Annotated in this window: 15 protein-coding genes; 6 read left to right on the top strand and 9 right to left on the bottom strand. The window is 70.9% G+C overall.

The window, feature by feature from the left end:
• Positions 1-136: 136 nt before the first annotated feature.
• Together ACQPWW_RS27185 and ACQPWW_RS27180 are read left to right on the top strand one after the other, a co-directional pair.
• Positions 137-640 carry a DUF6328 family protein gene (locus ACQPWW_RS27185; protein ID WP_433126453.1) on the top strand — a complete coding sequence of 168 codons (504 nt, stop codon included), beginning with the start codon at positions 137-139 and terminating at the stop codon, positions 638-640.
• Positions 641-742: 102 nt separating this feature from the next.
• The gene (locus ACQPWW_RS27180; protein ID WP_433126451.1) at positions 743-2749 is read left to right on the top strand and encodes an acyl-CoA dehydrogenase family protein; all 2007 of its coding nucleotides are present in this window, start codon (positions 743-745) and stop codon (positions 2747-2749) included.
• A 93-nt stretch (positions 2750-2842) separates the two neighbouring features.
• Here ACQPWW_RS27180 and ACQPWW_RS27175 read toward each other — a convergent pair whose 3' ends face one another.
• The 8 genes from ACQPWW_RS27175 to ACQPWW_RS27140 form a co-directional block, all read right to left on the bottom strand.
• Positions 2843-3010, bottom strand: a complete 168-nt coding sequence (locus ACQPWW_RS27175) for a hypothetical protein (RefSeq protein WP_433126450.1) — start codon at positions 3008-3010, stop codon at positions 2843-2845.
• A 183-nt stretch (positions 3011-3193) separates the two neighbouring features.
• Complete coding sequence (locus ACQPWW_RS27170) at positions 3194-3802, bottom strand: hypothetical protein (RefSeq protein ID WP_433126449.1); 609 nt, start codon at positions 3800-3802, stop codon at positions 3194-3196.
• Between the two features lie 172 nt (positions 3803-3974).
• Positions 3975-4373, bottom strand: coding sequence for a Fur family transcriptional regulator (locus tag ACQPWW_RS27165; RefSeq protein ID WP_433126447.1), 399 nt, complete (start codon positions 4371-4373; stop codon positions 3975-3977).
• The gene (locus ACQPWW_RS27160) at positions 4370-4669 is read right to left on the bottom strand and encodes an ArsR/SmtB family transcription factor (protein WP_355030824.1); all 300 of its coding nucleotides are present in this window, start codon (positions 4667-4669) and stop codon (positions 4370-4372) included. The genes ACQPWW_RS27165 and ACQPWW_RS27160 overlap by 4 nt, the downstream gene beginning before the upstream one ends.
• 37 nt (positions 4670-4706) lie before the next feature.
• The gene (locus ACQPWW_RS27155) at positions 4707-5579 is read right to left on the bottom strand and encodes a metal ABC transporter permease (RefSeq protein ID WP_433126445.1); all 873 of its coding nucleotides are present in this window, start codon (positions 5577-5579) and stop codon (positions 4707-4709) included.
• 3 nt (positions 5580-5582) lie between these two features.
• The gene (locus ACQPWW_RS27150; RefSeq protein ID WP_433126444.1) at positions 5583-6344 is read right to left on the bottom strand and encodes a metal ABC transporter ATP-binding protein; all 762 of its coding nucleotides are present in this window, start codon (positions 6342-6344) and stop codon (positions 5583-5585) included.
• Positions 6341-7285: a metal ABC transporter substrate-binding protein gene (locus ACQPWW_RS27145; RefSeq protein ID WP_433126442.1), complete on the bottom strand. Its 945-nt coding sequence runs from the start codon at positions 7283-7285 to the stop codon at positions 6341-6343. The genes ACQPWW_RS27150 and ACQPWW_RS27145 overlap by 4 nt, the downstream gene beginning before the upstream one ends.
• 54 nt (positions 7286-7339) lie before the next feature.
• The gene (locus ACQPWW_RS27140; RefSeq protein WP_433126441.1) at positions 7340-7597 is read right to left on the bottom strand and encodes a hypothetical protein; all 258 of its coding nucleotides are present in this window, start codon (positions 7595-7597) and stop codon (positions 7340-7342) included.
• A gap of 29 nt (positions 7598-7626) precedes the next feature.
• On the opposite strand from ACQPWW_RS27140, the gene ACQPWW_RS27135 reads away from it, so the two are divergent.
• From ACQPWW_RS27135 to dusB, 4 genes are all read left to right on the top strand, one after another.
• Complete coding sequence (locus tag ACQPWW_RS27135; protein WP_433126439.1) at positions 7627-7968, top strand: antibiotic biosynthesis monooxygenase; 342 nt, start codon at positions 7627-7629, stop codon at positions 7966-7968.
• Positions 7969-7992: 24 nt separating this feature from the next.
• Positions 7993-8472 (top strand): hypothetical protein, encoded by a 480-nt coding sequence (locus tag ACQPWW_RS27130; RefSeq protein ID WP_355030819.1) that lies wholly within the window; start codon positions 7993-7995, stop codon positions 8470-8472.
• A 114-nt stretch (positions 8473-8586) separates the two neighbouring features.
• Positions 8587-9966, top strand: a complete 1380-nt coding sequence (locus tag ACQPWW_RS27125) for a glycine--tRNA ligase (RefSeq protein WP_357410652.1) — start codon at positions 8587-8589, stop codon at positions 9964-9966.
• A gap of 145 nt (positions 9967-10111) precedes the next feature.
• On the top strand, positions 10112-11203 hold the full coding sequence (gene dusB, locus ACQPWW_RS27120; RefSeq protein ID WP_433134593.1) for a tRNA dihydrouridine synthase DusB: 1092 nt from the start codon (positions 10112-10114) through the stop codon (positions 11201-11203).
• Positions 11204-11576: 373 nt separating this feature from the next.
• Here the strand turns inward: dusB and ACQPWW_RS27115 are convergent, their stop codons facing one another.
• The gene (locus tag ACQPWW_RS27115; protein WP_433125743.1) at positions 11577-12233 is read right to left on the bottom strand and encodes a C39 family peptidase; all 657 of its coding nucleotides are present in this window, start codon (positions 12231-12233) and stop codon (positions 11577-11579) included.
• Positions 12234-12993 lie beyond the last annotated feature (760 nt).

Genomic DNA, 12993 nt, shown 5'->3' with positions numbered 1-12993 from the left:
TCGCACGGCCGGCGGCGTGTGAACCGGCGATGAACAGCGGGTGTCGTGAACCCGTTTCGCGCTCAGCCGGGTGGGGCATTGGCGTTGCTGCCGGCGGCCGGGACCGCCGGCAGTAGCGTCGCACCGGAGGTAGCGCGTGTCCAAGGAGACCGAGAAGCAGCGTTGGCAGCGGAATTTCGCCGACCTGTTGCAGGAGTTGCGGGTCGCACAGACGGGCGTGCAGATCCTCTTCGCCTTCCTGCTCACCCTGCCGTTCAGCAACGGGTTCACCCGGACCAGCGAGTTCCAGCGGGACGTCTACATCGTCGCGCTGCTCGCTGCCGCCGCCGCCACCGCGATGATCATCTCGCCGGTGGCGTTCCACCGGGCGTTGTTCCGGCAGGGGCGCAAGCCGGAGCTGGTGCGCTTCGCGCACCGGATGGCCTCCGGCGGTCTCGCCTTCATGCTGATCGCGATGGTCAGCGCGGTGCTGCTGATCACCGACTTCGTGCTGGACCGGCCGATCGCCTTCGTGCTCAGCGCGCTGACCGCGCTCTGGTTCCTCACGTTCTGGGCTGCCCTGCCGTTCGCCCGCCGCAACTGGGGTGAGGACGACATCGACGACGAGGACGACGACCCGGACGAGATCGCCGGCCGCTGATCTGCCAGATCTCGACGAGCGCTACCCCTGGGTAACACCCGGGGGTAACGTGACGATAGTCGCACACGTCGAGCAGCCGCACCGAGGTTCGAGGGGGCAGCCGTGACCACGACACAGGACGGCCGACAAGCACCGGACGGCCCGGATTCCGAAACCACCCCACAGACCGTCGGGGCCGCCGCACCGCTACGGGCCGAGGCCGGGCAGGTCTCGGAGAAGGAGGCCCGGCGGGTCGCCGAGGCCGCTCGCGAATCCTCCTGGGACCGGCCCAGCTTCGGCAAGGAGTTGTTCCTCGGCCGCTTCCGGCTCGACCTGATCGACCCCTGGCCCCAGTCCGATCCGGACGACGTGACCCGCGCCGAGGAGTTCCTCGGTCGGTTCCGCGCCTTCCTCGCCTCCGAGGTGGACGGGGCGGCCATCGAACGCGACGCGTCCATTCCGGACTCGGTGTTCCACGGCCTGGCCGACCTCGGCGCGTTCGGCATGAAGATCGACCGGAAGTACGGCGGGCTCGGGCTGAGCAACCTGCACTACTGCCGGGCGCTGATGTTGGCCGGCTCGGTCAGCCCGGCCATCGGCGCACTGCTCTCCGCGCACCAGTCGATCGGGGTGCCGCAGCCACTCAAGATGTTCGGCACCGCCGAGCAGAAGCAGCGCTTCCTGCCCCGGCTCGCCGCCGGCGAGGTGTCCGCGTTCCTGCTCACCGAACCGGACGTCGGCTCCGACCCGGCCCGGCTTGCCACCGTCGCCGAGCCGACCGAGGACGGCACCGGCTACCGGCTCAACGGGGTGAAGCTCTGGGCCACCAACGGCATAGTGGCCACCCTGCTGGTGGTGATGGCCCGGGTGCCGGCCACCGAGGGGCGACGGGGTGGGATCACCGCCTTCGTGGTGGACGGCGACAGCGCCGGCATCACCGTCGAGCGGCGCAACGAGTTCGTCGGCCTGCGGGGCCTCGAAAACAGCCTCACCCGGTTCCACGACGTGTTCGTGCCCGCCGAGAACGTCATCGGCGGCGAGGGCAAGGGGCTGAAGATCGCCCTGACCACGCTGAACACCGGCCGCCTGTCGCTCCCGGCGATGTGCGTGGGCGCCGGCAAGTGGGCGCTGAACGTGGCCCGGGGCTGGTCTGCCGACCGGGTCCAGTGGGGCCGGCCGGTGGGTGAGCACGAGGCGGTCGCGCAGAAGCTCTCCTTCATCGCCGCCACCACGTACGGCATGGAGACCATGCTCGACCTGTGTTGCCTGCTCGCCGACGACGACCGCAACGACATCCGGATCGAGGCCGCGCTGGTCAAGCTGTACGCCAGCGAGATGGCCTGGAAGATCGCCGACGAACTGGTGCAGATCCGGGGCGGGCGCGGCTACGAGACGGCCGACTCGCTGGCCGCCCGCGGCGAACGCCCGGCCGCCGTCGAACAGATCCTGCGCGACCTGCGCATCAACCGGATCTTCGAGGGTTCCACCGAGATCATGCACCTGCTGATCGCGCGGGAGGCGGTCGACGCCCACCTGTCGGTGGCCGGCGACATCATCGACCCGGACGCGGGGCTGGGCCGCAAGGCGCGCGCCGGCGCCCGAGCCGGCGCCTTCTACGCCAGGTGGCTGCCCACGCTGGCCGTGGGCCGGGGGCAGAGCCCATCGGCGTACGCCGAGTTCGGGCCGCTCGCCGCGCACCTGCGGCAGGTGGAGCGGTCGTCGCGCAAGCTGGCCCGGTCGACGTTCTACGCGATGTCCCGGTGGCAGGGCAAGATGGAGCGTAAGCAGGCGTTCCTCGGGCGCGTGGTGGACATCGGCGCCGAGTTGTTCGCGATGTCCGCGGTCTGCGTCCGTGCGCAGTCCGAGCGGGACAGCCGCCCGGAGAACGTCGAGCTGGCCGACCTGTTCTGCCGGCAGGCGCGGGTGCGGGTGGATGCCCTGTTCGCGGCCCTCTGGGACAACACCGACTCGGTCGACACCGCCGCCGCGAAGCGGATCCTCGCCGGCCGCTACGCGGGCCTGGAGGAGGGCGTGATCACCCCATCCGACGAGCTGCCCTGGGTGGCCGGCTGGTCGCCCGGCCCGTCCACCGCCGAGGACGTCCGCCGCCGCATCCCGCCAAAGCCGTGACCGTGCCGCCCGGCGTCTTGCCTGGCCGCTCGGCGTCACGCCTGGCTGTGATCGTGCTGCTCCGGGCCGGGCCGGCGGCGGTGGGTGCGCAGGTCAGCGGGCGACCGCCCAGGCCAGCACCGCTGCCAGGATCAGGCCGTTGAGCACCGCCAGACCCAGGTACGCCGCGGGCGGGATCTTCTTGCCCTTGCGGACGAAGGAGACCAGGACGGCGGCGTAGCCGAGCAGCAGGACGGCGATGACGACCAGGAAGTAGAACACCCGAAGACCTTAACGGTCCCGGCCGCGCGGACCGAGGTGGCGCGGTGGTCGACAGCGCGGTTGCGTTGATCAGTTGATGAAAAGTAGGTCAGAGACAGCGCGAGAACCTACTTTTCATCACTTGATCAAGGGAGAATCGCGGCACGCGCGCGGTAGGAGCGGTGCGTCCGTGGTCGGGGGGCGTCAGCGGCTTCGGCCGCGTAGGCCGAGGTGGCGCAGCTCCAGCGCGGCAAGCGCGTCGACTGTCGCGTCGTCGCCGCGCCGCCACGCCTCGGCGACGTCCGGACCGATCCGGGTCAGCTGGCCCAGCGGCTGGGTGGCCAACGCGCGCAGGGCGAGCAGGTCCCGGCCGGCCGGCCCGGCAGCCAGCTTCGCGGCCGACCCGGCCCGGCGCATCCAGCGCAGCCGCAGCGGCAACCAACCGAACAGCACCAGGCCGAGCGGGAAGATGAGCACCGCTATGGTGAGGGCGAGGGCAAGCTGGTCGACCAGGTGCTGCTGGTCGCGGCCGGCGTCGGCGAGCCCCCGGGCAGCCTCGGCGGCCCGCTGGAAGGGCGCGGTCAGCTCGTCGCCGACCAGCGGCACCCGGCGAACCTTGCCGCCGGCGTCGGCGAGGTTGTCGGCGAGGCCACCGCCGGCGCCCTCCAGCTTCTGCCCCGGTACGGCGAGCTTCTGCACCAGGTCGTGCAGCCACAGCGCGCCGCGGATCGCCACGTACACCCAGGCGACGACGAGCAGGTCGGTGAGCACTTGACGGGCGGCGGTCGGAAACCGATCGGCATAGATCTTCACGTCGGCCAGCGTGCCACGAACCGACCCGAAGGGGCACCCGCCGCAAGATCGTGCTCGATCAAGGAAGTAGTGGCATCGCCGCGCGACGGAGGCCCCTACTTCCTGGATCGAGCGCGATCTAGGCGGGCCGGCGGGCGCGACCGGTTTGCGGCTGCGGCGACAGTTGCTGGGGTCAGTGGGCGCAGGCGGGGCAGGTGCCGAAGATTTCGAGGGTGTGGCTGACGTCGGCGTAGCCGTGCTGCGCGGCGACCCGGTCGGCCCAGCTCTCCACCGCGGGCCCGGCCACCTCGACGGTGTTTCCGCAGGCCCGGCAGACCAGGTGGTGATGGTGCCCCTCGCTGCACCGGCGGTAGAGGTGCTCGCCGCCCGGCGGCCGCATCACGTCGATCTCGCCCGCGTCGGCAAGCCCCTGCAGGGTGCGGTAGACGGTGGTCAGGCCGACCCGCTCGCCGCGCTGCCGCAGCATCGCGTGCAGGTCCTGGGCGCTGTGGAAGCCTTCCATCTCGGCCAGCAGCGCGCTCACCGCCGAACGCTGCCGGGTGTTGCGCACCGCGGCGCCGTTCTCGCTCATGACCCCTCCCCGGCGTGGCTGACCGCGTCCGCCACGATGTGCGCGACGTGCTCGTCGACAAGGCTGTAGGCGATCTCCCGACCTCGGCGGGAACCGCGCACCACACCCGCGCCGCGCAGCACCCGCAGATGTTGGGAGACCAGTGGTTGCGCGGCGCCGAGTTTGTCCACCAGCTCGTGCACGCACCGCTCACCGCTGGCCAGCTCGCTGACAATGGCCAACCGGATGGGCGCCGACAGGGCGCGGAGCAACTCGCTGGCCCCGTCGAACCCCTCATAGCCCGTCGCGCTGGTCATGCCGCAACGGTAACCAACACCACCGTCATCTCGCCGTTCAGGATCGGCCCAGCACTACCTCGTGCGGTTCCGCCGTCGGCACGACGGCCGGCGTCGACCGCCGGCGCAGCGTCCGCCAGGCCCCACCGGCGACGGCGACCACCAGGAACGAGGCGATCGCCACCAGCACCACCGAGGCGCCCGGCGCGGTGTTCGCCGTGGCCGCCACCCAGACACCGGAGCCGGCGGCGAAGAGCCCGAGTGCCATCGCGGCCGTCATGGTGCTGCGGAAACCCCGGGTGACCTGCTGGGCGGTGGCGACCGGCACCACCATCAGCGCGCTGATCAGCAGCACCCCGACGGCCCGCATCGCGATGGTCACGGTGACGGCGGTGGAGACCGCGATCAGCAGGTTCAGCGTGCGCACCGGCAGGCCGGACACCTGGGCGTACTCCTCGTCGTGGCTGACCGCGAAGAGCGCCGGGCGCAGCGCGATCATGGTGACCAGGATCGCCGCGCCGAGCACCGCGATGGTGATCAGGTCGTTTGGCGAGATGGTGGTCAGCGACCCGAACAGGTAGGCGTTGAGGTTCGCGCTTGTCGCGTCGGAGAGGCCGACCAGCAGTACGCCGCCCGCGATGCCGCCGTAGAAGAGCAGAGCCAGGGCCAGGTCACCGGAGGTACGCCCGCGGGCGCGGACGATCTCGATGGCGATCGCGCCGATGGTGGCGGCGATCACCGCGACCAGCACCGGCGAGCGGTTGAGCAGCAGGCCGGCGCCGACGCCGGTCAGCGCGACGTGCCCGACACCGTCGCCGATCAACGCCAGCCGGCGTTGCACCAGGTAGATGCCGAGCGCCGGCGCGGCCAGGCCGATCACCAGCGCGCCGATCAGGGCACGCTGCATGTAGGGGTACTGGAAGAGTTCCATGGGTCAGTTGCTCCACAGCCCGGCGGGCTCGTCGTAGCAGTGCGGGTGCACGTGGTCGTGGTCGGGCTCCGCGTGGTGCCCGGCCGGGTCCGGCACCGCGCCGTCGTGGGCGATGCGACCCTCGTGGACGACGATCGCCCGGCTGATCACCGGTCGCAGTGGGCCCAGCTCGTGGGCGACAAGCAGCACCGTCCCGCCGCCGGCGACGAAGTCGCGCAGCGCGTCGGCGAACGCCTCCTGGCTGGCCGCGTCCACCCCGGCGGTGGGTTCGTCGAGGACCAGCAGCTCCGGCTGACCGGCCAGGGCGCGGGCGATCAGGGTGCGCTGCTGCTGGCCGCCGGAGAGGGTGGAGACCGGGTCGCCGGCCCGGTCGGCGAGCCCGACGGCGAGCAGCGCGGCGTCGACGGCGGCCCGGTCGGCCCGACCCGGCGGACGCAGCACCCCTCGACGGGCCAGCCGGCCGGAGGCCACCACCTCACGGACGGTGGCCGGTACGCCGCCGCCGGCGCCCAGGCGCTGTGGGACGTACCCGATGCGTGCCCACTGCCGGAACCGGCGCAACGGCCGGTCGAAGAGGGTGACCGAGCCGGCGCTGAGCGGCACCAGCCCGAGCACGGCGCGGATCAGGGTGGACTTGCCGGAGCCGTTGGCCCCGAGCACGGCGACCACCTCACCGGCGGTGACGGTGAGGGAGATGTCCCGGAGCACGGGGCGGCCGTCGTAGCCGACCACCCCGTGCTCGACGGTGATGACAGGTGTGGTCACGAGCAGCCCAGGGCCGTCTGCAGGGTCCGCAGGTTGGTACGCATGACCGAAAGGTAGTCCCCGTCGCTGCCGGCGGCGAGTCCTTCGATCGGGTCCAGCACGGCGGTCTTCGCGCCGACCTGACTGGCGATGGTCTCGGCGACCTTCGGGCTGACCAGGGTCTCGAAGAAGATCGTGGTGGCGTGGTGCTCCTTCGCCTCCTCGATCGTGTGCGCGAGGCGCTGCGGCGAGGGCTCGACGTCGGGGCTCAGCCCGGTGATGCCGACCTGGTCGAGCTGGTAGCGGTCGGCGAGGTAGCCGAACGCGGCGTGGCTGGTCACGATCTCCCGCCGTTGGCAGGTCGCCAGGCCGTTCTTGAACTCGCCGTCCAGGGCCGTCAGGTCGGCGCGCAGCGCCGCCGCCCGCGCGGTGTAGTCGTCGGCGTGCTTCGCGTCGGCCTTGCCGAGCCGCTGGGCGAGCTGGTCGCCGATGCCGGCCAGCCGGGTCGGGTCGAGCCAGACGTGCGGGTCCTTGCCGGCGTTGCCCTCCTCGGCGTGCTCCTCCTCGCCCTCGTGGTTGTGCCCGCCGGCGGAGGCGTCCAGCAGCGGCTGCACGCTCGTCACGTCGAACGCCCGGTCGCCGCCGTTCTGGGCGACGGCGTCGTCCACCGCGGGCTGGAACCCCTTGAGGTAGACGATCAGCTCCGCGTCGCTCACCTGGCCGACCTGGCCCGGGTTGAGTTCCAGGTCGTGCGGCTCGGCACCGGGCTTGGCCAGGTTGGTCACCCGGACCGCGTCGCCGCCGATCCGTTCGGCCAGGAACTGGAGGGGGTAGAACGCGGCCACCACGTCGACCCGTTGGGGATCGGCGCCGCCGGCACTGGTGGAGCAGCCGGCCCCGGCGCCCAGGGTGAGGAGGGCGGTCGCGGCGGCCAGGACACGGGATGTGGCGCGGTTGCTCATGTTTTCAACTGTCCGTGGCAACGATAATGATTGTCAAAAACGCATGATTGCATGTCAGAGCAGCTTCGCGAGGCCCACCGCCACCAGCAGGGTGAGCATCACCAGTCGAATCAGCCGGGTCTGCGGCGCCTGAACCGCCCAGGTCGTCGCCAACAGGGCGATCAGGACCGCGGCGAGCGCGAGCGTCAGCAGGCCGCCGACCACGCCGGGCGTGAAGAACGCCACAAGCACCACCACCAGGGTGAGCAGGAACACCGACGTCGGGTTGGCCCCGGCCAACCGGGCCAACAGAGGGCGCTGCGTACGCTGCATCCCACAGACTCTACGAGGAGGGACACCCGTTGCTGGTGACCAACCGGTTCGTGGTCGATGTCGATGTCGCCGACGACTTCACCGAACGGGCGCACGCCGCCCTCACCGCACTGGCCGCCTGCCGCGGCTACCTGCGCGGTCAACTGGTCCGGGCGCTCGACGACCCCCGGTACTGGTCGCTGGTCACCGAATGGGAGTCGGTCGGCACCTACCGGCGGGCGCTGGGCGCCTTCGAGGTCAAGGTCAGCGCCGTGCCGCTGCTCGCCGAGTCGGTCGACGAGCCCTCCGCGTACGAGGCGCTGGCCATCGCGGCCCCCGGCGGGGCAGTGGTCGTCGCCGAGAGTGATCGGGCTGCGGGTCCTTACCGCTGAGCCGACGGACACTACGCTGCTCCTATGACCGCACCCGCCCCGCCGCCCGGTCCCGGGGTGGCTCCGCCGTTCGCCGCGCCGCCCACCGAGGGCCGTCGGACCCGGCTCTGGATCGGCCTCGGCATCGGCGCGCTCGCCGTGGTGCTCTGCTGTGGCGGGGGCGGCAGCGCCGTCATCGGCCTGGCTGTCACCGGCGTGCAGGCGATCCGGGAACAGGCCCGCACCGTGACCGGCGACTACTACCAGGCGCTTGTCGAGCGGAACTACGGGAGGGCGTACGAGCAGCTCTGCGACGACGCGCAGCGGCGCGAGTCGCGGCCCGAGTTCGAACGACGCGCGGCAGCCGAGCCCCAGGTGGCGACCTTTCGGGTGGGTGAGGTGGACAGCGTCAACCTGACAGTGCCGGTCGACGTGACCCTCGACGGCGGCGACCGGGAGCAGCAGCAGGTGAGCCTCGGCCGGGACGGTCAGACCGGCGGCGTGGAGGTCTGCGGGGTCAGCTGACCCGCCCCCGGTATTCTGCTGGGCTCAGGGCAACGGTGGTCGTACCGTTGTCCCGAACCGACCGCTCCATCCACATCTCGCCCCCGCCGACCGCCAGCCGGCGTAGGAGGAAACATGCCAGCCGACCGTATCGACGCCGTCGTCAGCCTCGCCAAGCGTCGAGGCTTCGTCTTCCCCTCCAGTGAGATCTACGGAGGCACCCGATCGGCGTGGGACTACGGCCCGCTCGGCGTGGAGCTCAAGGAGAACGTCCGCCGGCAGTGGTGGAAGACCATGGTCCAGCAGCGTGACGACGTGGTCGGCCTCGACTCCGCCGTGATCCTGGCCCGCAAGGTGTGGGAGGCGTCCGGCCACATCGCCGAGTTCGTCGACCCGCTCACCGAGTGCCAGTTCTGCCACAAGCGGTTCCGGGCGGACCACCTGGAGGAGGCGTACGCCGAGAAGCACGGCAAGCCGCTCACCTCACTCGCCGAGCTGAACTGCCCCAACTGCGGCAACAAGGGCACCTTCACCGAGCCGAAGATGTTCAACGGCCTGATGAAGACCTACCTGGGCCCGGTGGAGAGCGACGAGGGGCTGCACTACCTGCGCCCGGAGACCGCGCAGGGCATCTTCGTCAACTACAAGAACGTCGAGACGGTCGCCCGGAAGAAGCCGCCGTTCGGCATCGCCCAGACCGGCAAGTCGTTCCGCAACGAGATCACCCCGGGCAACTTCATCTTCCGGACCCGCGAGTTCGAGCAGATGGAGATGGAGTTCTTCGTCGAGCCGGGCACCGACGAGCAGTGGCACGAGTACTGGCTCCAGGAGCGCTGGAACTGGTATCTCGACCTCGGCCTGTCGGCGGACAACCTGCGCCTGTACGAGCACCCCAAGGAGAAGCTGTCGCACTACTCGAAGCGGACGGTGGACATCGAGTACCGCTTCCAGTTCGGCGGCACCGAGTTCGCCGAGCTGGAGGGTGTCGCCAACCGCACCGACTTCGACCTCTCCACGCACAGCAAGCACTCCGGCGTCGACCTGTCGTACTTCGACCAGACCAAGAGTGAGCGCTGGATGCCGTACGTCATCGAGCCGGCCGCCGGTCTGACCCGCGCGGTGCTCGCCTTCCTGCTGGAGGCGTACGACGAGGACGAGGCGCCGAACACCAAGGGCGGCGTGGACAAGCGCACGGTGATGCGGTTCGACCCGCGGTTGGCGCCGGTCAAGGTGGCGGTGCTGCCGCTGTCGCGCAACGAGGCGCTGTCGCCCAAGGCGAAGGACCTCGCCACGTTGCTGCGCAAGCGCTGGGTGGTGGAGTTCGACGACTCGCAGGCGATCGGCCGCCGCTACCGCCGGCAGGACGAGATCGGCACCCCGTTCTGCGTGACCGTCGACTTCGACACGCTTGACGACAACGCCGTGACGGTCCGCAACCGGGACACCATGGCCCAGGAGCGGGTCTCCCTGGACCAGGTCGAGCGCTACCTGATCGAGCGCCTCCCCGGCTGCTGAGACGCTGCGCACGGGGCCTCGGCCGACGCGACGAGCGTCGGTCGGGGCCCCGTACACTTGTCCGGTGCCTGCCTCGACCCTGCCCGCGCTGCGCCCGTTGACTCTCGGGCCGCACCAGGTGTGGCCGCCGGTGGTGCTCGCGCCGATGGCCGGGATCACCAACGTCGGCTTCCGCCGGCTCTGCCGGGAGCAGGGCGGCGGCATCTACGTCTGCGAGATGATCACCACCCGGGCGCTCGTCGAGCGGAACCCGAAGACGCTGCACATGATCGCGTTCGGCGACGACGAGAAGCCCCGCAGCCTCCAGCTCTACGGCACCGATCCGGACATCACCGCCGCCGCCGTCCGGATCGTCGTGGAACGCGACCTGGCCGACCACATCGACCTCAACTTCGGCTGCCCCGTACCCAAGGTCACCCGGCGTGGTGGCGGCGCGGCGCTGCCGTGGCGACGCCGGCTCTTCGCCCGGCTGGTGCGGGCCGCGGTGGATGCCGCGTCGCCGGCCGGGGTGCCGGTCACTGTCAAGATGCGCAAGGGCATCGACGACGACCACCTGACGTACGTCGAAGCCGGGCTCGCCGCCCAGGAGGCCGGCGTGGCCGCGGTGGCCCTGCACGGGCGGACGGCGGCGCAGCGCTACTCGGGCACCGCCGACTGGGACGCGATCGCCACCCTGAAGCAGGCCCTCGACGCGCCGGTGCTCGGCAACGGCGACATCTGGGAGGCCGACGACGCGCTGCGGATGGTCGCGCACACCGGGGTCGACGGCGTGGTCGTCGGGCGTGGCTGCCTGGGTCGCCCATGGCTCTTCGCCGACCTGGAAGCCGCCTTCAACGGCCGGTCGGAGCGGCGACTGCCCACCCTCGGCGAGGTGGCGGTGACCATGCGACGGCACGCCGAACTGCTTGTCGACCAGTTCGTGGCCGCCGCCCGCAACCCAACCCGGGGCGAGCGGGACGGCTGCGCCGATTTCCGCAAGCACGTCGCCTGGTACCTGAAGGGCTTCCCGGTCGGCGGCGAGCTGCGCCGCTCGCTGGCGATGATCGAAAGCCGGGCCCAGCTCGACGACCTGCTCGGCAAGCTCGACCCGACCGAGCCGTTCCCGCTGACCGCCCTGGGTCAGCCCCGTGGACGCACCAACTCGCCGGGCAAGGTCTTCCTGCCGGATGGTTGGCTGGCCAGCCGGGACGACGACGTCGTCCCCGAGGGCGCCGAGATGGACGACTCCGGCGGCTGACCCGCAACCGGCTGTACGCGCCCTGGTGCGCGTCGGCCCCGTCGAGCAGCGCCGTCGAGAGCGGCCGGTTGGGTTGCCGATGCCAGTGCTGGTGTGGCTCGGGGCGGCCAAGGGATAGCTTCCTTACCTGTCTTCGAACCGCGCCGTCTCTTCGACCGCGCCGTCGCGGGGCGGCTCGATCGTCCTGGCTGAACGAACAGATCTTGGACAGTTTCCGTTAGCGGCTAACGGAAACTGTCCAAGATTCACTGGGCCGGGCCGCTCCTCGGGAGGGGAGGCGCGCTTCGCGCCTGCCTCGTGGACATGCCGAAAGGGCCGGTCCCCGTGGTGGGGTCCGGCCCTTGTCGGTGTTGCGGTGCTGCCGTGGTGCGGGTCAGCTGGTGGCGTAGCCGCGGGTGGCGATCCAGTCGGCGAGGTGTTCGATGCTGATCTGGTAGGAGGCGGTGTTGGGGTCGGCGGAGTCGGCGATGGTGACGGTGGTGCCGTTGTCGCGGTAGCCGACGACGCTGATGTAGTGCCCGCCCTCGTAGGAGTGGGTGTTGCCGTCGGTGTCGGTGCTGGTGCCGGCGATGTTCGCGACCACGGCCCGGCCGTCGTCGACGGTGCGGACGATGTCGGCGCGCAGTGTGTCGGTCTGCTTGTCGTCGGCGTTGGGGTTGCTGATCTCGACGCTGTGGTAGGCGTTCTTGCCGGTTTCCTTGTTCAGTACCGGGGTGATGTCGTTGATCGAGTTGGTGCCGGCCTCGGTGGTGCCCATCTCCTTGGCCATGTCGTCGACGTTGATGTTCTTACCCTGCACGCTCAGGGCGTTGCGGGTCGCGGCGGGACCGCAGTAGTAGAAGTTCGGCTGGGCCTCGTAGCGCACACCGAGCTGACGCTCACCGGAGGGCTTGCGGTCGGTCTGGGTCTGGGTGGCGGGCTTGGCCTCCGACGCGGCGTACGCGGCGGTGACCGGACCGGCGATGGCACCACCGGTGAACGCGAGACCAGCAGCGGTCAGAGCGGTCTTACGAATCAGATCGGTACGCATGATGGCGTGCTCCTCTGCATGTCGGGGGAAACCCACACCACACAACCGGGGGACGTGTGCGTGCGGGGAAAGCGCGAAGGGCGTCTCACCCGGCAGCCCACACATGGGGCCGGCATCGGGTGTCTCAGCCAGGGGGTGTAACGACCCGGGGCGGCATCGCATTCCGCCGCGCTGATCCGGGGGGCGGCCCCGCAATGTCGGGGCCCGGGGGCGCAACCGTGGCGACCCGGCGGGCGTTCCCCGCGGGCCGACGGCCACGGAGATGTAACCGTGGCGACCCGGCGGGTGTTCCCCTGGGGGCCGACGGCCACGGGGATGTGACCGTGGTCGGCTGGCGGGTGTTTCCCGGGGGCTGCCGCGCACCACGACCCGAGGTCGCGGCGGCATGCCAGGTATAACGACCCCGCCCCACCCACCATTCCGCCACCCGGGTGGCCCCGACCACGGCACACCCCCGACAAACCAGACACCCACCCCACAACCCGAACCGTGAACCGGACACCACACCCCAGCAACCCACCTCGCACCCAAGCCAAGATCCGCGCAACATCAGGGATAGTGCCGCCTCAGCCCGCCGCGAGGCAGCAGTATCCCTGAAATTGCAGGCACCGGGACCCGGACGGCGATACCAGACACCGCCGCTGGCGCACCCCGGGACGACATGCGCCCGAAGATCGCGCTCGATCCAGGAAATAGGCCCCTCCGCGAGTGGATGAGGCCACTACAACCAGGATCCAGCACGATCATGCGACGCCAAACG

This window comes from Micromonospora sp. CA-240977 (assembly GCF_050942285.1).
Taxonomy (GTDB): Bacteria; Actinomycetota; Actinomycetes; order Mycobacteriales; family Micromonosporaceae; genus Micromonospora.
Note: the sequence above shows the minus strand (reverse complement) of the source record. Positions and strands in the feature narration are given on the sequence as shown.

Bases quoted from the DNA above. Each gene is read 5' to 3' on its own strand.
- ACQPWW_RS27160 (WP_355030824.1), bottom strand. From the start codon at position 4,669: ATGACCAGCGCGACGGGCTATGAGGGGTTCGACGGGGCCAGCGAGTTG.
- ACQPWW_RS27155 (WP_433126445.1), bottom strand. From the start codon at position 5,579: ATGGAACTCTTCCAGTACCCCTACATGCAGCGTGCCCTGATCGGCGCG.
- ACQPWW_RS27125 (WP_357410652.1), top strand. From the start codon at position 8,587: ATGCCAGCCGACCGTATCGACGCCGTCGTCAGCCTCGCCAAGCGTCGA.
- ACQPWW_RS27130 (WP_355030819.1), top strand. From the start codon at position 7,993: ATGACCGCACCCGCCCCGCCGCCCGGTCCCGGGGTGGCTCCGCCGTTC.
- ACQPWW_RS27145 (WP_433126442.1), bottom strand. From the start codon at position 7,285: ATGAGCAACCGCGCCACATCCCGTGTCCTGGCCGCCGCGACCGCCCTC.
- dusB (WP_433134593.1), top strand. From the start codon at position 10,112: ATGGCCGGGATCACCAACGTCGGCTTCCGCCGGCTCTGCCGGGAGCAG.
- ACQPWW_RS27115 (WP_433125743.1), bottom strand. From the start codon at position 12,233: ATGCGTACCGATCTGATTCGTAAGACCGCTCTGACCGCTGCTGGTCTC.
- ACQPWW_RS27165 (WP_433126447.1), bottom strand. From the start codon at position 4,373: ATGAGCGAGAACGGCGCCGCGGTGCGCAACACCCGGCAGCGTTCGGCG.
- ACQPWW_RS27140 (WP_433126441.1), bottom strand. From the start codon at position 7,597: ATGCAGCGTACGCAGCGCCCTCTGTTGGCCCGGTTGGCCGGGGCCAAC.